The organism is Pelosinus fermentans DSM 17108 (genome assembly GCF_000271485.2).
Taxonomy (GTDB): Bacteria; Bacillota; Negativicutes; order DSM-13327; family DSM-13327; genus Pelosinus; species Pelosinus fermentans.
The window spans coordinates 4,336,955-4,355,203 of sequence record NZ_AKVN02000001.1 but is presented as its reverse complement, the minus strand read 5'-3'; the positions used below and the strand labels follow the sequence as shown (position 1 = coordinate 4,355,203).

Below are 18,249 nucleotides of genomic sequence, written 5' to 3'. Positions count from 1 at the left end.
AATCAGCCTGACTGCAAAAGGTAACTCAAATCTTACAGGCCAGTGACTCATCGTTAAGTCTAGCAATTAGTACTGCTGAAAGTATAAGTTATTTTGTCATGCCTCCTTTATATTGCATGTTAAATAACTGATTGAGCTTACTTTCAGGCTCTTCACCATTCTCTACATGTTTTATATTATTTACAAAGAAATCATATCTTTTTTTATGGAATTTGAGACCGTCAGGCATGCCTGCCGTATGGGGAGTAAGTATCACATTACCCAGACTCCGGAGCTCACTGTCAGTTGGAAGCGGTTCAGATTCAAACACATCCAGGCATGCACCTGAAATATCCCCGTTTTTTAATGCATCGATCAAGTCTCTTTCATTTACAATCCCGCCGCGGGCAGTATTGATAAAAAGTGTGGTATTCTTCATTTTCTTGAATACCGCTTTGTTAATCAGCTGTTTGGTTTGCTGATTCAGGGGTATATGTACACTTACTATGTCCGATGCGCTTACAAGATTATCGAAATCCGTCATTTTCACGAAACCGTCAGATTGTACAACGGCATTTCTAGCATAAGCCAGCACATTCATATCAAAAACCCTGCAAAACTCAGCTACTTTTTTACCGATGGCGCCCAAGCCGATAATTCCAATCGTTTTGCCCTTTAATTCACTTCCTACATAATCCAAATGATTTGCATCTGTCCTGTTTTTCATGAAAGCATCAAGAAACGGTATATTTTTATAATAAGATAATAGCAGTGCCATTACGTGCTCGGCCACCGCCTGTGCATTCACTCCTGCAGCATTGGCCGCCCAAATGCCGAGCTGCGTGCAGGTATCGATATCTACATTATCAAATCCTGCACCCGTCTGTACCAATTTTAATTTTTTTGCCATTGAAAGCAAGCTGCGGTCTACTTTAATATGTTCAGGTATGATTACCTGGCAATCTTCAATATGATGCAGCATTTCTTTTCCGGGCGGGACAATTACAATGTCCCAGTCTTCCGGAAAATGCCTTGCAATATTTGATTTTGAGGTCTCGGTAAAATAGCCGACTATGAGAATCTTCATTGCTAAACCACCTTTCATGCTTTATACTATGCGTCGAAGAAAACCCGTTTGATGTTTGCAATTACAAGCCCGGCATTTTCTCCGCCATATACTGTGAGAGGAATCTCAGAATATAATATACAGAGTCCTCCCTTCAGTGAAAAAACCTTTGACCATCGTCTCTATTAATGATAATTTTAAACATAAAGAATGATGTTGTAAAACTCAAATATTTTGTGAACTATATTAATTATTTCTATATATTGAGAGGTGTTCTATGTATTTTCCTGGGATTGAGGCGTTTTTAGCTATCGTACGGACCGAGAGTATAAGTAAAGCGGCGGAATTGTTGCATTTGTCGCAAGCTACTGTAAGCTATCGGTTAAAGACATTGGAGCAGGAAATGGGTGGCCTTTTGGTTGAGCGAAGAAAAGGAGCAGCCAAAATCCGTCTGACACCAAAAGGGGAGAACTTTTTTAGCATTGCGGAAAGATGGGATGCACTCTGGAGGGAAACACAAATCTTACAGGTCAGCGGTTCTCAGTTAAGTCTGGCAATTAGCGCTGCCGAAAGTATAAGTCACTTTGTTTTGCCTCCTGTATATAGAATGCTAAATCAGCATACCCCGCCGATTCGATTGCAAATTCGTACTCAACATACGCAGGAAGCATTTGATAGTATTGAGCGACGCGAGATGGATGTGGCGTTTGTGGTGCGAGAGATAGCGTCGCCTAGTGTCACGGTTAAACCGTTTTTTGCAGAAGAAATGGTGCTGTTGCGTCTGGCTGTGCTGGGGCGGCAAGCTGGAGATACTGTTGAAATGGGAGAATTGGCGGCGCAGCACGAAGTCTTCATAAATTGGAACAGAGAGTTTCAATTTAGGCATGACCAGTGGTTCGATCCTCTTTGCCCATCCCGTGTTCATCTGGACACGGCGGGACTCATCGCTACTTTTTTGAAGGACACAAGACAATGGACTATAGTTCCGGCCTCTATTGGCGCATATATGATGCGGATGGGAGATTTTGTTCTTCAGAAATTATCGGCAACGGTGCCTCCAAGGATATGCTATAAGGTAACTCACAAGTTTCCCAACCAGGCTTTACACGATACCCTTCGTATTCTTGATGACTATCTGCAAGATATATTTGGAATACAATGATCTGACCAGTCGAGATAATAGCGGCAATTGATTCTGGGCCTGCAAACTGCAGTTGTAGGAATGGAGAATGCTGCCATGTTGATAAAAGATGGGCAACGAATCCAGGTTAATGGAACGGAAGGCTATGTACAAATCCTATAATTTTTAATAAAAACATTAATCGTTGTGGATGGATTCGCAAGACTTTGTGAGAAACGCATAAAACAAATAAATAGTAGTATAAATGAGTAACAAAACGATTCTATTGACGGGTATTTTTTATTTTGTTATACTAAACAAAATAAGGGTCAGTAGAATTTTCTTGGTAGCCGTCAATGAAGACTGGGACATCATGTATGTTATACGTGATTTCCCAGTCTTTTTGGTTTTGTATCGCCTTTAGATAAAAAAGAATGTATTTTAAACCGTAAGGAGGATGCCAGTTATGATCAGTTGCCGAGAAATTATCAATCTCCCTTCCCTGAGTAAGCTTAGTCTTGTGGCGGGAAAGTCTGGTCTGGATCGCGTGGTGCGTTGGGTGCATTTTATCGACTTGCCTGACGTCATCCCTTGGGTGCAGGGCGGAGAACTTTTAATTATCACTGGTATCGGTTTGAACGGTGATATCGATAAACTGCAAGACATTGTTCGAGGAAGTATAAAAAAGAAATTGGCTGGGCTAATTATTAATATCGGTCCCTATATTAAAGAAGTTCCTGCTGAGGTTATCAGTTTGGCAGATCAAGCCGGCTTTGCTATTTTTGAACTCCCTTGGGAAGTAAAAATCATCGAGGTTACCAGAGAGATATGCAGTCATATTGTTATGAAGCACACAGAGGAACGATCAATAAAGGATTTTTTAGAGCAACTGCTGCTCTTTCCCTTAGCAGACCCTGAAGTGCTCATTCAACGGGCGGCTTATTATGGCTATGATTTAGCAAAACCTCATCAGGTAGCCATTATAAGCCCCACCCATTTAGCTGAATTTTTGCGGGCACAAAAGGTAAAAGATGAAAAAGATCTGGTTGCTTTTAAAGTGCGTTTTGAACATATTGTTAGCGACGCTTTAAACGTACATGGCAAAAAAGTTTTGCAGATGTTGTGGGCCGATGATGTTATTTTACTGATGCCTTATGAAAGTGAGAGCGAGAAAAATAATGACATTTTGCGGAATATCTTAGAAAAAATTGCTGAAAAAATGTCAGGATTGGTGGCTACAGCAGCCTTAGGCGGCAGATTTGAAAGCTTGCAAGATGCTAGAAAAAGTTATCTTCAGGCAATTAAAGTATTGCGTTTCACTAAGTTACAGGCAACTTCCAGTCCTATATATGCCTATGAACAACTAGGTATCTATAAGCTGCTATTTGAGATTGAGCCAGATAAGCTTGCCGTGTATTACCAGGAAGTCATTGAGCCGCTTAATCAATATGATAGGAAAAATCACATGGATCTGGTTCATAGCTTATTCGTCTATTTAGAGGAAAACTGTAATGCGGCGAAAACTGCCAAGCGTCTCTTTGTCCATCGTAATACCCTGGATTATCGCCTGAAAAAGATTGAGAAGATCACCGGCAGAAGCTTAGACAATCCCTATGAGCGTCTGACTCTACAGTTAGGGGTTATTGTAGGGCAGCAATTGGCCAGTGAGAGTTTTTCCATCGACGATTAATATTCCTATCAATTAAGTCCATTACTGGGAATATAAGACTTTTTATATTGTTTTATTGTGTGATTTGTATATGCATTTGATGTTTACGTTGTTAGATATGCCTATAGACACCATATATCAGCTCTGCTATAATGAATTCATAGTTGATTATGAAAAAAATAGATTGAGCAACGGAGCTAAATGGATAAGATAGATATATCTTATGTCATTTAGCATTTTTTATTTTCATATAGGACAAATTCAAGATGGCTTTGGCATTGCAAAAACGGAAACCATTAAGACGTAAACAGACTTCTGTTACTAGCGGAATTGCGATTTCTACACCCATTTTACTAAAAAGGTAAGTGGGGGCAGCGATTACCAACGTGAGAGGGAACGTCTAATGTATTATTCCGTTATAAGGATCGATTACGAAAGTATGAAAAGCAAAGACGCTGATGAAGCTTCTTTGCTTTGTTTTTAAAAGCATGGTGTTTGAAACAACTAAAGATATTAGGAGGAGGATACTATGTTTCGCCTTGTTAATTTAGAAAAGAAATTTGGTAATTTAGAGGTTTTAAAAAGTATTAGTATGTTTATTGATTATGGAGAGGTGGTATGTATTATCGGTCCATCCGGTTCCGGAAAAAGTACTTTTCTTCGCTGTTTAAATCTTCTTGAAATACCGACAAGCGGGAGGATATATTATTCGGGAACGATTCTTGATCCTGATCTGGACAGCAAAAAACTCAGACGGGAGGTTGGAATGGTATTTCAAAAGTTTAACCTGTTCCCAATGTTTAATGTATTGAAAAATATAACCTATGCACCGATGCATATCAATAAAATGAAAGAGGAAGATGCAAAAGAATTGGCTATGGATTTGTTGGCAAAGGTTGGGCTGGCCGATAAAGCAAACGAGTACCCTTCGAAACTTTCTGGTGGACAGCAGCAGCGTGTGGCTATTGCCCGGGCTTTAGCCATGAAACCCAAGATGCTGCTATTTGACGAACCGACTTCAGCACTTGATCCGGAACTGGTAGGAGATGTTTTGGAAGTTATGAAACAATTGGCTACCGAGGGAATGACGATGGCTGTAGTAACACATGAGATGGGATTTGCAAGAGAAGTAGCAGATCGTGTTATCTTCATGGATAAAGGCTATATTGTAGAAGAAGGCACACCAGAAAAGATTTTCAGTAATCCGGAAAATCAAAGAACTAAAGAATTTCTGGCAAGAGTCATATAAGGAGGGAAAACATGACACTACATTTTGCTAAAGCAGCGGAACTTTTAATTCCTTCTCTCTTTCATGGATTTGGTGTTGTTATTCAGGCCACTGTTTTGGGGTTTCTGCTTGCAACTGTCTTGGGAATGATTATTGCGATAGGTAGGCTCTCTACTATTAAAATAGTCAAAGGAATTTTATATCTTTATTTGGAACTGATTCGAGGAACACCGTTACTGGTACAGCTCGTATATATCTATTATGTAGTTCCCTTGCTCTTGAATTTGATCGCAAGTATGTTTGGTTTTAAAACAAATATTCAAATAGCATCGGTGACTGCAGGTATATTGGGATTAGGTATTAATTATGGCTGTTATATGTCTGAAGTGGTCAGAGCAGCGATACTTTCCATTGACAAGGGGCAGACAGAAGCAGCTTTAGTCCTGGGGTTTGGAAAATATGAGGCATTATTTCGTATTGTTATGCCTCAGGCATTACGCAGTATTATACCATCCCTTGGAAATTATCTCGTTATGATGGTTAAAGATACATCTCTGCTAGCGTATGTTGCGGTAAATGAATTGCTGCTCAGGACGCAAAATTTTGCATCTCAAACTTTTTTGACGATTGAATCGTATACCTTTTTGGCGATAGCATATTTAATCATCAGTATCCCGCTATCTTATTTTGTTAAATTTATCGAATACAGATTAAAAGATAAATAGAAATTTAAGAAAGGGTGATTATTACCAAGAAGAATAGTAAAAAGTTTATGCTGAAGAGTGAATGGTTTTTATAAGAATAATATTAATAAATAAGAGAGGATGATAAGTTATGAGAAGAATGTACAAAAAATTTACGCTGTTAGCAGTTATTGTTTTTTTAGTATCAATGGTATTGACGGGATGTGGTTCTTCAACGTCGGCAGATAAATCAGATGCGGTAAAAAAAGATCCTAATGCCAGTGCAACGTTAAATAAATTAAGAGAAAAGGGAGTTTTAACAGTAGGTTCATCAAATGATGCTCCCTTTGCATATCTTGATGCAAGTACTAAAGAGTTTTCAGGTGTCGATGCCGTGATTATAAAGGAAATTGCCAAACGGCTAGGCATCAATAAGGTGGAAATGAAGCAGATACCATTTGAAAACCTTTTAATTGAATTGAATAAAAGTACGATTGATATGGTAACCGATGCAATGTATATTAAACCGGCACGACTAGAGCAAGCTCTATTTACCGATGTTTGGTACAAAGAGGGAGAAGCAGTTGTTGTTAAAAAGGATTCTAGTATTAAAGCGAAGGAAGATTTAAAAGATAAAGTAGTCGGTGGGCAGAAAGGAACAGCTTTTCTTGAAGTAGCAGAAAAATGGGTTGCTGAAGGGAAAGCAAAAGAAATAAAAATATTCAGCAATCAGGCTGAACTTATGATGGCTGTTAATACAGGGAAAATTGATGCATGTGTAACAGATGGTATCGTGGCTGGATATACACTCAAGCAGGATTCAAGTTTGGATTTAAGAATCTTAAGTCCATATGACGCAGAAGCTGCAGGCAAAATTGGAGCTGCTTTGCGCTTTGAAGATAAGGAGTTCAATGCAGAAGTTAACAAAACGTTAAATGATATGAAGAAAGATGGAACGTTAATGAAAATTCTACAGGAATTCGGTTTGAATCAAGATTATTTTGTATCGGTTGAAGATGGAAAAACAACGAATACGAAGTGATCATTATAAAATCGATAGGATATGAAGATAATGTTCGTTCTACACCGCAGGAGGAAACTTTTATAAGTTTCCTCCTGTTACGCACTGGGACTAAATCGTCCAGCTGTACCACTTATAATGCTTCATTGTACCAGCGCTGCGCGTTTTTTCTAGTCTTTTGGGAAGGAAAGATCGGCTTTGTAATAATATTAGAAAGGAATGAAGTTATGGAAAAGCTGAAAACTGAAAAGTCAAAAGCATTATTTGAGGAAACTAAAATGTATTTGGTGGATGGTGTTGCTAGTTCCTTTCATAAAGCAGCTGATGAGGAGTATCCTATTTGTCTGGAAAAAGGCAAAGGATCAAAAGTGTATGATGTAGATGGTAATGAATATATTGATTATATCGGAGCATTTGGACCAATGATTTTGGGATTTTGTCCAGATGCAGTAAACCAAGCAGTTATCAAACAGCTTGATAAAGGTTCGCATTTATCTGCTGTGACAGTTGACTTGTGTAATTTATCAAAAAAGCTCACCGAAATTATTCCTTGTGCAGAAAAAGTATCTTATCAGAATTCAGGAACAGAAGCCAATATGCATGCATTTCGACTGGCAAGAGCATATACCGGCAAGAAAAAAATAATTAAATTTGAAGGACAATATCATGGTTGGTCGGATGAGGAGAAAGTAAGTATTGATGCAAATTTTGTAAGTGAACTTGGAGTAAGAGAGCATCCTAATAGACTTTTTCATTCCAAAGGGCAAAGGCATGAGACTGCTGATGATATCATCATTCTTCCTTGGAATGATTTAGAACTTTTAGAATGTGTTATGCAGAAATACTCTTCGGAAATTGCTGCCGTTATAACTGAACCTATTATGTGTGATTCCGGGCCTATATTGCCAAAACCTGGTTATTTGGCGGGAATGAGAGCATTATCGATTCGATATAATATTGTGTTGATTTTTGATGAAGTAATCACTGGTTTTCGAGTAGCTCTTGGCGGGGCACAACAATATTATAATGTTACACCGGATCTTGCTGTATTTGCCAAGGCAATCGCTGCAGGATATCCTTTTGCTGCCATTGCGGGAAAAAAAGAAATTATGGAATCGGGAGTACAAGCATCTGGTACATTTAATGCAAATCCAATTGCGGTAGCAGCCTCATTAGCGACAATAGAGACCCTGGAAAAGGGCGAGATTTATAAACAATTTGAGTTATTAGGGAATCTGTTAACAAAAGGAATAATCGAATTAGGACAAATATATAATATTACATTATTCTGCCATTCAGTTAGATCAATCTGTATGATTGTATTTGGAATGAGTGAACCAGCAGAAGATTTCAGGGATTATATTGAAAAGGCTGATAGTAATGGTTATAAGCTTTTTGTAAAAAAGGCGCAAGAATATGGAATTCGATTTACATCTAAAAGAGGAAGAATTTATCTTTCATCGCAGCACACAGAGGAAGATATTATGAAGACCCTGGAAGTGATTAAACTAATTTTCTCTGAAATAAAAGGAGACATGTAAATGGAACTATTTTCACTACAGAAAAAAGTCGCCGTAGTAATAGGTGGAAGTAAAGGACTTGGAAAAGGTATTGCAATCGGCCTGGCTCAAGCAGGGGCAACAGTGGTATTAGGCAGTAGAAATCAAATAGAACTAGATCAGGCAGCTGCAGATATAAGGAGTAAAGTGAATGCAGATGTTATTGGTATTTCTGTAGATATAACGTCGATAGAAGCAATACAGCAATTTGTGAATGAAGTAGTAAAACTGAAAGGCAGCATAGATATTTTAGTGAATAGTGCCGGAATCAATATTAGGAAAAAAGCTTTAGATTTTACAGAAAATGATTGGGATAACGTTATGGATATCCAATTAAAGTATGTTTTTTTTATGAATCAAGTAGTAGGTAAGTATATGATTGATGAAAAAATCAAAGGAAAGATTATAAATATTGCATCATTAACCAGTGTTTTAGGATTTAAAGGCATGGTAGCTTATTGCTCAGCCAAAGCTGGTATTATACAAATGACAAAAGCATTAGCAAATGAATGGGCTGAATATGGAATTAATGTCAATGCAATTGGACCAGGCTATTATGAAACGGATATGACGAAACAACTATTTAGTGACAAAAAAAAGGTGGAATCAATGATTGAAAATATACCCCTAAAACGTATAGGACTGCCGAAGGATTTAACAGGAACTGCTATATTATTGGCATCAGATGCATCTGCATACATCACCGGTCAGGTAATATATGTAGATGGTGGTTGGCTAATAGAATGAAAGGAGGTATTAATGATTTTGGCAGCTGTATTTGTAAGGAGATTTATGCAATATTTATACTATAGGAGTTGACATCAAAATAATTCCTATGATATATTATCAAAAATGGAAGCGTATGATATCAAATAATACAATTATCCATGTCGCCTTGAACTGACATTTTTTAATGTATGTTAATTGGTATTTTCAATCCTCCAAAATGATGTATTATAAACAATAAGGCTTGTACAGTCAATATGTTAGAAGCTAAGAAAGGTAGGACAGCCGGTATGGAACAACAATCCTTCAGTCACACAAAACAACTGGTTTATGCAGCATTGGGCATTGCCCTCGTTTTTATTTGTACGGCATTTGTAAATGTTCGTCTTCCCATTGCCGCCAATGGCGGATTAATTCATTTGGGGAATGTGCCTCTCTTTATTATTGCCATTCTTTACGGACGCCGCTTTGGCGCTTTGGCGGGTGGAATCGGCATGGCTCTTTTTGATGTGGTGGGCGGCTGGTTTTTATGGGCTCCCTTTACGCTGGTCATTGTTGGTCTCATGGGGTATACGGTCGGCGCTATCTGCGAGAAGCGCCGGAACCTGACGGCTTATGTCCTGGCCTTGGCGGCGGCTTGTCTCATTAAGGTGGTTGGTTATTATGGTGCCGAAGGGATTATTTACGGCAATTGGCTGGTACCGATGGCATCGATTCCCGGTAATCTCGTTCAGATTGGCTTGGCGTCAGTTGTCGTTTTGCCTATCGTGGCGAAGTTGAGAAAGCATGTGCCTGTTTATTCCTGGGCAGGAAGCCGCAAATGACCCTATAGGGTAGTTGGCTAATGAATCATTAATGCGAATCATAAGGATAGCCTGTGGGAGAGAAACCTCCTACAGGTTATTTTATTGCTCAAACAGGGTCTTAAGATGAATTTTTCAGGGAAAATTTGAACGCATTTTGCAGAATAGTCAAATATTTTTCAAGGAATTTATCCTGATATAGCGAATGTAAACAGTTAAGTTAATTTTTCCCCGTATTTTAAACGATAAAACAAAAGTGCAATGACACTAGGTGCAATTTTAAAAGATATGGCTGGATAAAACAGGAGGCGTGGCAAATGACGGAAAAATATTATCTTAGTTTTGATGCAGGAACGCAAAGTGTGAAAGTGGCGGTATACAATGAAAAAATGGAATGCGTAACGAAAGTATCCAATCAGACGACGTTGACCTATCCCCATCCGGGCTGGGTTGAAATGGACGCGGATGAATATTTTTCATTGACCAAGCTAGGCATAAAACAGTGCATGGTGCAGCTAAAAGAGCAGGGTATTGATCCTGGGTTGATCAAGGCCATTATGGGCGATGGAATTATTTGTGGGATTGTCGGTATCGATGAGAACGGCAAGGCAATCACACCCTACATCAATTATTTGGATTCACGAACGCAGGGTGATGCGGCAGCACTGAAAGAACTTGATCTTGACATCTGGGGCAAAGAGACGGGGAATGCTGAGCCACTCTGCATGTTTCCGGCCATGCATGCCCGCTGGCTGTTGGCCAATAATAAAGAATTTCAGGCTAGGGGCAAGAAATTTGTCCACAATACACCCTATATCCTGCTTAATCTCGCTGGCTTGAAGAGCAGCGATGCCTTTATTGACTGGGGGGCAATGTCGGGTTGGGGATTAGGTTACAAAGTATATGAAAAAGAATGGTCCGATGAACAGTTAACTATATTGGGAATCGATAAAAGCTATATGCCGAAGATCGTAAAACCGTGGGATATCATCGGTACTTTATCGGCTGAAGCAGCGGCACAAACGGGCTGTCCAGCGGGGATCCCTATCTGTGCCGGAGCCGGTGATACTATGCAGTCTATGCTGGGCAGCGGGGTCTTTGAAGCCAATAAAGCCGTAGATGTTGCCGGTACCTGTGCGATGTTCTGTGTCTCGACCACAGGGATCATTCCAGAACTAAGCCGTAAAGGCAGCGGCTTGATCTTTAATAGCGGCACATTGGAAAATACATATTTTTATTGGGGCTTTGTCCGAACTGGCGGGTTGGCACTGCGCTGGTTCAAGGACAGTATCTGCCAGCAAAACGATGATGACAGTTATTACGAAACGTTGAGCCAAGGTGCTGCCAAAGTCGCCCCGGGCTGCAATGATGTGCTCTTTTTGCCCTACTTGACGGGCGGCTATGACGAATATTCCAATGTAAAAGGCTGTTTCCTGAACATGACCCTGGACACAGACCAATTTGTCTTATGGCGGGCCGTGCTCGAGGCCATTGCCTATGACTACAGGGAAATCACCGACACCTACCGACAGGCCGGCATCAAGATCAACAGAATCACCATTACCGAAGGCGGCAGTCGCGATGCGCTTTGGAATCAGATCAAAGCCGATGTCATAAACAGCGAGGCGATTACCCTGGAGATTTCCGGCGGCGCAGTGCTGACAAATTCCATCATCGCGGCCTATGCAGCGGGTGCAGATGAAGACTTGAAAGAGCTGCTCAGCAGTAATTTGAAAATAACCCATACATATAGCCCCGACAGCAAAAATTCCGGGATCTACAAGCAGCAGTCCCAGAAGCAAAAAGATTTATTGAATAAATTAGGTCACTAAGTCATTAGCAAAGACTGAAAAAAAACAAGCCTTAGCAGGTAACTGCGGGCTTGTTTTTGATGGTAAGGCGACAAAACGCAATCTTAGAAAGACTGCAATTGATTTTTCCAGTACTGTAAATCAGCAGCGCTCAGCGGAAGTTCAATAGCGGAATTACTGCCCAAATATGTAAAGGAAACTTTTACAGCAGCAGCCTGGGATATTTCTTTCAGGACTTGCGGAGGGAAGGTAACAAATAGAGTATTGGTATGCTTAAAGCATCTTTCTGTGGAAAAATCTTTGGGCGAATAAGTCGGCGGCTGGGCGGATATCTCAATACTATCGATTTTATATGCTTTATCATCGACATCAATGATGAAAAACTTTTCCAGTGGTCCAGAATCATATCGGAAATCGACTATAGATAAGGTTGCACCTGTAACAGTATTTGTTTGAGAATCAGCTACGCCGCGAAAATCAATATTACAGTAGGCTGATAAGTTGTTCACAATACGATTATCGTAGGAATAAGCCATATAGCTGCAATAAAAGGCAATGGCGACTATAACGAAAACTAGGATGGTTGTCTTTTTACGCACAATAACTCCTTAAAAATGTGTTGTATTTATGAGTTAATGTTACAGGAGATTAGCTTTTTTGTCTATATAAGTCGAATTAAGTTAGGATAAATTTCATTGTAGAGACGTTGATTTGTTTTCCTTTATGTGATTTTGCTCACAGTCAATCGCTATAGTTTTCGATACAATAACATCAGAAGATTTAAATAGCGTTTCACAATATAAGGGGGATAAATATATGTCGATGTTTTGTTATCAATGTCAGGAAACAGCCAAAGGTACTGGCTGCACCATGCGCGGTGTTTGTGGAAAAACGGCTGATGTATCTAATCTCCAGGACCTGCTCATGTACACACTAAAAGGGATTTCGGTCTATGCACTCGAGGCTCGTAAGGCTAAAATTGCGACACCGGAAGCCGATAAGTTTATAATGGAGGGCTTGTTTGCCACCATTACCAATGCTAACTTTGATAAAGAGTACTTTGTTGTGCTCATTAAACAAGCACTGATCGTGAGAGATAACGTGAAAGCTGCTTTAGTAAAAGCTGGTATAAAGGTAGAAGCTGCAAATGACAGTACGAAATCCATCTGGCGGAAATTGACTGGCTGGTTCACAGCTGATGGGGCAGCAGAAGCTTCTCATGACAGCACTCTGTGGTTTGCTGATAATGCTCCGGAATTTGAAAAAAAGGCTGCCACAGTCGGCATTTTGGCGACCGAAAACGAAGATGTCCGTTCATTACGCGAGCTGCTTACCTATGGAATAAAAGGAATGGCTGCCTATGCTGAGCATGCCTATACATTAGGCTACATGGAGGATGCTATTTTTGCCTTTATGCAAAAAGCACTAGTCGCCACTACTAACGATAAGCTGAGTGCTGATGAATTGGTTGCTTTAGTGATGGAATGCGGCAAATATGGTGTTGATGTTATGGCCTTATTGGATAAAGCCAATACCAGTACCTATGGCAACCCGGAGATTACCAAAGTCAATATTGGTGTGAGAAACAATCCTGGTATCCTCATCAGCGGCCATGATTTAAAAGATCTGGAAGAATTATTGGAACAAACCCAAGGGACGGGCGTTGATGTATACACCCACGGCGAGATGCTGCCGGCGCATTACTATCCAGCCTTTAAGAAATATACCAATTTTGCTGGTAACTACGGCAATGCCTGGTGGTTGCAGGATAAAGAATTTGAAACCTTTAACGGACCCATCCTGATGACTACGAACTGTTTGGTACCGCCGAAAGCCAGTTATAAAGACCGCGTGTATGTGACGGGTGTAGTCGGTTTTGAAGGGCTGAAAGAAATCGGTGAGCGGAAAAATGGCAAACCGAAGGACTTTACGGCTCTTATCGCTCACGCTAAGAAATGCCCACCGCCCAAGGAGCTGGAACAAGGGGAGATCATCGGCGGTTTCGCTCACAACCAGGTATTAGCTCTGGCTGATAAGGTTGTGGATGCAGTGAAAAGCGGCGCCATCAAACGTTTCTTTGTTATGGCTGGCTGCGATGGCCGCATGAAGAGCAGAGATTACTATGCTGAATTTGCTGAAGCATTGCCTAAAGACACTGTCATACTGACAGCGGGTTGTGCCAAATACCGCTACAACAAGCTTTCGCTGGGTGACATCGGCGGCATTCCCCGCGTACTGGATGCTGGTCAATGCAATGACTCCTACTCCCTAGCAGTTATAGCCCTGAAACTTAAAGAAGTTTTTGGCCTGGATGATGTTAATAAATTGCCGATATCGTACAATATCGCCTGGTATGAGCAAAAGGCCGTTATCGTACTCCTGGCGCTGTTATATCTTGGTGTGAAAAATATTCATCTCGGACCGACGCTGCCAGGCTTCCTTTCACCGAATGTAGTCAAGGTGCTTGTAGAGCAATTTGGCATCGGCGGGATCAGCAATCCCGAAGATGATATCAAAATGTTCATGGCCTAAGCAACTGCAGCATTTCATTTAGCAATTTACTGAAGTTTCGAGATATTTATAAGTATATTAGTATTCGCCTAGACTTTAAGTCTAGGCGAATACTTGGTTCTAGCCTCCAACGTTTCAATTGGTTTTAACTTTCGCTTTTTTTCTTAGTTACAGATTCTTTAACAGCGGCTTCAATTTGATTAATAATCTCTTCTGTACTGGGTTCCGAATCAAAATAACCATAATACTCAGCCTGCTTCATTGAGATTTCTCCGACAACTCTATTTTTATCAGGTATGCCGGGAGTTGCTTTTAAATCTCTGTTTTCAGCCATTATAACATCTCCTTTATAATATAGGATGCCAAAAGTGAATGAAAAATTACATACCACGGTTATAAATTGCCTATAATTAGTACTTTGCCTGTAAGAAAAAAGTGTTAATCAAAAAAAATATGACCAACTCCTGCAAAAGCAGCTAGTCTTGCAGGAGTTGGTATTTTTATGGTAAATAGAGTAATACTATTGGGAGTTTTTATTCAAAGAAGCCGAAACCAATTTTATCATACAATGGAAGGGATAAAGTGAGGCGTCAATGTGGATAATAAAGGAAATCAATATAGTAACGAGGTGATGTAAATGAAAAAATATATCTTGGGTTTTATACTTATTTGCGTCATAGCTGCTATAGGTTTTTTAGCTGTGCCGAAATTGATGCATATCGGTTATGGTACTGATGTGGGGCAGATCATGCATGTGGTTGCGGCAGATATGAAGCATGAGCATACGATTTCGTGGAAGACGGCAAAGTTTGGTGAGCCAGGAAATTTGGAGATACGACCCAAGCAGTCGGAAAATATCATAAAAGTCAACGCAGAGGCAGTGGAGTTGCCTGCATATAATGGGGGAAAACACTTTGGGATTTATACAGCACATATTACCAATCTTACGGCTGGAACTGAGTATGAATATCGTATTTCCGTTGGCAAACGGCAATCTGCATGGATGGAATTCAAGACCGAGCCAGAGTCAACATCATTTAAGGCACTTATTTTTGGTGATTCACAGTCATTAGATTATAAAGATTGGGCGAAAACAGCTCAGACAGCATGGGAAAAAAATGGGGATGCGGCGTTTTTTGTTAATATGGGTGATCTCGTTGATAATGGGCAGGACGAATGGCAGTGGAATGCCTGGTTTAATGGAGGAGCAAAGCTTTTCGCAGCAATACCTGTAGTTCCGGTCATGGGGAATCACGAGACATATAGTCTCGATTGGAAGATGGCAAAACCCGATTACTATCTTTCGCTTTTTGCCCTGCCGGCAAATGGTCTGGCAGGCCTGGAACGATTCGCTTATTCCTATGACTATGGCGATGTACATTTTATCGTACTCAATACTCAATTAAATGAGTTACAGGAATGGTATCCTGATTTACTAGAGCAGCAACAGAGATGGCTTGCAAAAGATCTTTCCAAAACACAGAAAAAGTGGAAGGTAGTTCTTATGCATCGTGGTATCTGGACACATCCTTTCAATGGACCGCTTGATGTGATTGGTCAAACCTTTGTGCCAGTGTTTGATCAATATCATGTTGATCTTGTATTTACCGGGCATGTCCATTCCTACGCGCGTACCAAGGCACTGAAAAATGGCAATCCCGATCCTGACGGGACTATCTATATTTCGACAGGACGCAGCGGCGACAGGGTATGGGATAAATCTCCGCAAAAACCGATGGATGAGCTTTATTATAATCCACTTGATATGCCGAATTACCTTGTATTTGAAGCCTCACATGATGCTCTTAAAGTAACTGCTTTTAAGCAAAACGGTGAGATTATTGATCAAACAGAACTAAAAAAATAGCAATACTTCAAATGCCCCCGTTTGTAAGCATATTAATGAAATTACAAATGGAGGCATTTTGCCATATCTTTATATTGAATTATTATATCTATTAGCCTGGTGTTACTTGCATGCAAAGCAGTAAAAAATACTGTACGACTCTACTGCAGCCCATTGGTAGAATTACCATGAAAATATTTGACATATGAATCTTGAACCCAATGTATCAGTGATTTTTCATAATCATTTTGATTTTTTCCGCTATACATGTCTATTGTTAGTTGGCGGTCTTTTGACCAGTAGTAAACTGTTTCTCCCACACACCCAATGGCATAACCACGATTTTCAGGAATAGTAGTTATATTTCTGCCTGAAAACTCCGGTGGTGAAGGAATTCCTAATATTCCTAAAAGTGTGGGTGCGAAATCAATCTGACTCGCGAATGTTGCACTGCTGAAATTGTCAAAAGGCTGCAAATTTTTGCTAACAAAGATAAGCGGGATGGGAGCTGGGCTTAAACGCAGATCGTCTTGCCCAAGGCGTTTATAATTGTCATTCTGACTTGGATGAGGATTATGATCACTTGTAACAATAATAAGAGTCTTATCGTCCAGCAAATTTCGATCTTCAAGGTCGTGGAAAAATTTTTTCAAGGTAATATTTTCCCAATAGATTCCTTTAAGATAAACATTTTTATATTGCTCCTTGATATTTGCCGGAATATCTCTTTCAGAAAGCCCGCAATATGGAAAAGGTTGATGGGAATCGATCGTCTTAGTTGCTATAAAAATTTTATGATCCCGGTTTTGCTCCAATAACCTGATCGTTTCGTCATACATTACGTCATTATGGAATCCCCAGCCACTGCTTCCCATATATCCTTGTCTTTCTAAATCTTCTTTTGCTCTGTAAGTCTGCATTCCAAACCGTTTTTTATATGCTCGGAATTCATCATTATAGTACTGGCTGGTAGCTTCCAAAAAGACTGTATCATAACCGTTACTTTCGAGAGTTTTGAATAACGTGACATTATTTTCAAAAGATTGTTCGTCGGAATAGATCGACTGAGAAAGAAACATAGAGTTAAGTCCCTGCGTTGTAGGTTTATTGGAAGTGTAATAATGATCTAAATGAGGATACTTCTTTAATAAGCCATCCAAGAATTCTGTTGTTTCCATTGGAATTTGTGAATTATAGAAATTCAAGTAATCTCGATGAAACGATTCAGCGATAATTACAATTATTTTTTCATATGGAAAAGCTTTTTGATTGGGAGTAGGTTTTTCGCTAACAGCAATTCCTAATTCATTTAGCAGCTTGGTTTCCTGTTCTGAAAATGCCACACGGTAAAGCTGATTGGAGGCGGTCACGGGTCTATCGTCATTTCGCAGAAATTCCCGTATTAAGTTGGTAGTTACAGACTTGGTAAGCAAATCACGGGATAAGTTTCTGCATGTTTCTATTTCTGCTTCCTCATCAAACCCTTCTTCCATCAAAGCTTTTGGATAGACGTAGGCTGTGGTGAAATTAACAAGATTAGCTAAGATACAGACGATTATAGTAAGGATAACAACTTTTTTTGTGTGCAAATTATGTATCCTTTTCGGAGCGCGAAATAATAACATAAGAAAGAAAAAGCTTATTAGTATACCAAGTAAAACAATTTTATCTGTAGTATATAGTACACCTGTTATTGAATAATTGTTTAGATTATCAAATAACACCTTTTCAATATGTGTTGATGTAACAAAAAAGTATATGGTGTCACTATAAAAAATCAAAATGGTAAAAAAATACGACAAAAAGTATATGGTCTTAGATAGTAAATTATTCCGTTTAGTATATAGGTAGCCAGCTAATAGTACGAATATAACATTATTAATCACACCCGTAAGAACTGACATGATAGTTATGGCACTAAAATTTAAATTTAATGAATTAATAATAACCGTTGAGATGCCTAACCAAAGAATTGCTAAAATTACAATTGGGCAGTACGCTTTTGCAGCGTGTTTAATCCACGTAATATGCTTTCGGAAAAATATAAATATACTTGCCAGCAATAAATCACGAATAAGAGCATTGCATACATCAAGGGCGAATATTCCTATCGGAATTTCCGGTTCTCCGCTGTAGAATTGAAATGCCAAATAAGCCTCTATGCAAAAAAGCACAGCGATTCCAGTAAACTTATTTTTGTGACGGAGAAATGTTTCTTTGAAAATTA

General features: G+C 39.6%; 15 protein-coding genes. 11 read left to right on the top strand and 4 right to left on the bottom strand.

The window, feature by feature from the left end; all coding sequences use genetic code 11:
- Nucleotides 1-88 precede the first annotated feature (88 nt).
- Nucleotides 89-1,066, bottom strand: coding sequence for an NAD(P)-dependent oxidoreductase (locus FR7_RS20090; protein WP_007932456.1), 978 nt, complete (start codon nt 1,064-1,066; stop codon nt 89-91).
- A 256-nt stretch (nt 1,067-1,322) separates the two neighbouring features.
- On the opposite strand from FR7_RS20090, the gene FR7_RS20085 reads away from it, so the two are divergent.
- From FR7_RS20085 to FR7_RS20045, 9 genes are all read left to right on the top strand, one after another.
- Nucleotides 1,323-2,207: a LysR family transcriptional regulator gene (locus FR7_RS20085; RefSeq protein ID WP_007932455.1), complete on the top strand. Its 885-nt coding sequence runs from the start codon at nt 1,323-1,325 to the stop codon at nt 2,205-2,207.
- A gap of 424 nt (nt 2,208-2,631) precedes the next feature.
- Nucleotides 2,632-3,855 (top strand): PucR family transcriptional regulator, encoded by a 1,224-nt coding sequence (locus FR7_RS20080; protein ID WP_007932454.1) that lies wholly within the window; start codon nt 2,632-2,634, stop codon nt 3,853-3,855.
- 508 nt (nt 3,856-4,363) lie between these two features.
- The gene (locus FR7_RS20075; protein ID WP_007932453.1) at nt 4,364-5,083 is read left to right on the top strand and encodes an amino acid ABC transporter ATP-binding protein; all 720 of its coding nucleotides are present in this window, start codon (nt 4,364-4,366) and stop codon (nt 5,081-5,083) included.
- A gap of 11 nt (nt 5,084-5,094) precedes the next feature.
- Nucleotides 5,095-5,787, top strand: coding sequence for an amino acid ABC transporter permease (locus FR7_RS20070; protein ID WP_007932452.1), 693 nt, complete (start codon nt 5,095-5,097; stop codon nt 5,785-5,787).
- A gap of 109 nt (nt 5,788-5,896) precedes the next feature.
- On the top strand, nt 5,897-6,787 hold the full coding sequence (locus FR7_RS20065) for a substrate-binding periplasmic protein (RefSeq protein ID WP_007932450.1): 891 nt from the start codon (nt 5,897-5,899) through the stop codon (nt 6,785-6,787).
- Between the two features lie 206 nt (nt 6,788-6,993).
- Nucleotides 6,994-8,307: an aspartate aminotransferase family protein gene (locus tag FR7_RS20060; protein WP_017531239.1), complete on the top strand. Its 1,314-nt coding sequence runs from the start codon at nt 6,994-6,996 to the stop codon at nt 8,305-8,307.
- Nucleotides 8,308-9,072, top strand: a complete 765-nt coding sequence (locus tag FR7_RS20055) for a glucose 1-dehydrogenase (RefSeq protein ID WP_007932448.1) — start codon at nt 8,308-8,310, stop codon at nt 9,070-9,072.
- A 269-nt stretch (nt 9,073-9,341) separates the two neighbouring features.
- A complete protein-coding gene (locus FR7_RS20050; protein WP_007932446.1) occupies nt 9,342-9,875 on the top strand; it encodes an ECF transporter S component in 534 nt (177 codons plus the stop codon).
- Nucleotides 9,876-10,171: 296 nt separating this feature from the next.
- Nucleotides 10,172-11,686 (top strand): FGGY-family carbohydrate kinase, encoded by a 1,515-nt coding sequence (locus FR7_RS20045; RefSeq protein WP_007932444.1) that lies wholly within the window; start codon nt 10,172-10,174, stop codon nt 11,684-11,686.
- 83 nt (nt 11,687-11,769) lie between these two features.
- Here FR7_RS20045 and FR7_RS20040 read toward each other — a convergent pair whose 3' ends face one another.
- Complete coding sequence (locus FR7_RS20040; RefSeq protein ID WP_007932442.1) at nt 11,770-12,264, bottom strand: hypothetical protein; 495 nt, start codon at nt 12,262-12,264, stop codon at nt 11,770-11,772.
- 217 nt (nt 12,265-12,481) lie between these two features.
- Between FR7_RS20040 and hcp the strand changes: the two genes are divergently transcribed.
- Nucleotides 12,482-14,197 carry a hydroxylamine reductase gene (gene hcp, locus FR7_RS20035; protein WP_007932441.1) on the top strand — a complete coding sequence of 572 codons (1,716 nt, stop codon included), beginning with the start codon at nt 12,482-12,484 and terminating at the stop codon, nt 14,195-14,197.
- A 124-nt stretch (nt 14,198-14,321) separates the two neighbouring features.
- Here the strand turns inward: hcp and FR7_RS20030 are convergent, their stop codons facing one another.
- Nucleotides 14,322-14,510 (bottom strand): hypothetical protein, encoded by a 189-nt coding sequence (locus tag FR7_RS20030; protein ID WP_007932440.1) that lies wholly within the window; start codon nt 14,508-14,510, stop codon nt 14,322-14,324.
- Nucleotides 14,511-14,813: 303 nt separating this feature from the next.
- On the opposite strand from FR7_RS20030, the gene FR7_RS20025 reads away from it, so the two are divergent.
- A complete protein-coding gene (locus tag FR7_RS20025) occupies nt 14,814-16,043 on the top strand; it encodes a purple acid phosphatase family protein (protein WP_007932439.1) in 1,230 nt (409 codons plus the stop codon).
- A gap of 140 nt (nt 16,044-16,183) precedes the next feature.
- Here FR7_RS20025 and FR7_RS20020 read toward each other — a convergent pair whose 3' ends face one another.
- Nucleotides 16,184-18,172 carry an LTA synthase family protein gene (locus tag FR7_RS20020; RefSeq protein WP_007932438.1) on the bottom strand — a complete coding sequence of 663 codons (1,989 nt, stop codon included), beginning with the start codon at nt 18,170-18,172 and terminating at the stop codon, nt 16,184-16,186.
- Between the last annotated feature and the right edge of the window lie 77 nt (nt 18,173-18,249).

What these genes read in the sequence shown, in the direction of transcription:
- FR7_RS20055 (WP_007932448.1), top strand. Translation starts at nt 8,308, where the DNA reads ATGGAACTATTTTCACTACAGAAAAAAGTCGCCGTAGTAATAGGTGGA.
- FR7_RS20075 (WP_007932453.1), top strand. Translation starts at nt 4,364, where the DNA reads ATGTTTCGCCTTGTTAATTTAGAAAAGAAATTTGGTAATTTAGAGGTT.
- FR7_RS20030 (WP_007932440.1), bottom strand. Translation starts at nt 14,510, where the DNA reads ATGGCTGAAAACAGAGATTTAAAAGCAACTCCCGGCATACCTGATAAA.
- FR7_RS20085 (WP_007932455.1), top strand. Translation starts at nt 1,323, where the DNA reads ATGTATTTTCCTGGGATTGAGGCGTTTTTAGCTATCGTACGGACCGAG.
- FR7_RS20025 (WP_007932439.1), top strand. Translation starts at nt 14,814, where the DNA reads ATGAAAAAATATATCTTGGGTTTTATACTTATTTGCGTCATAGCTGCT.
- FR7_RS20090 (WP_007932456.1), bottom strand. Translation starts at nt 1,066, where the DNA reads ATGAAGATTCTCATAGTCGGCTATTTTACCGAGACCTCAAAATCAAAT.
- FR7_RS20050 (WP_007932446.1), top strand. Translation starts at nt 9,342, where the DNA reads ATGGAACAACAATCCTTCAGTCACACAAAACAACTGGTTTATGCAGCA.
- FR7_RS20045 (WP_007932444.1), top strand. Translation starts at nt 10,172, where the DNA reads ATGACGGAAAAATATTATCTTAGTTTTGATGCAGGAACGCAAAGTGTG.
- hcp (WP_007932441.1), top strand. Translation starts at nt 12,482, where the DNA reads ATGTCGATGTTTTGTTATCAATGTCAGGAAACAGCCAAAGGTACTGGC.
- FR7_RS20080 (WP_007932454.1), top strand. Translation starts at nt 2,632, where the DNA reads ATGATCAGTTGCCGAGAAATTATCAATCTCCCTTCCCTGAGTAAGCTT.
- FR7_RS20060 (WP_017531239.1), top strand. Translation starts at nt 6,994, where the DNA reads ATGGAAAAGCTGAAAACTGAAAAGTCAAAAGCATTATTTGAGGAAACT.
- FR7_RS20065 (WP_007932450.1), top strand. Translation starts at nt 5,897, where the DNA reads ATGAGAAGAATGTACAAAAAATTTACGCTGTTAGCAGTTATTGTTTTT.
- FR7_RS20070 (WP_007932452.1), top strand. Translation starts at nt 5,095, where the DNA reads ATGACACTACATTTTGCTAAAGCAGCGGAACTTTTAATTCCTTCTCTC.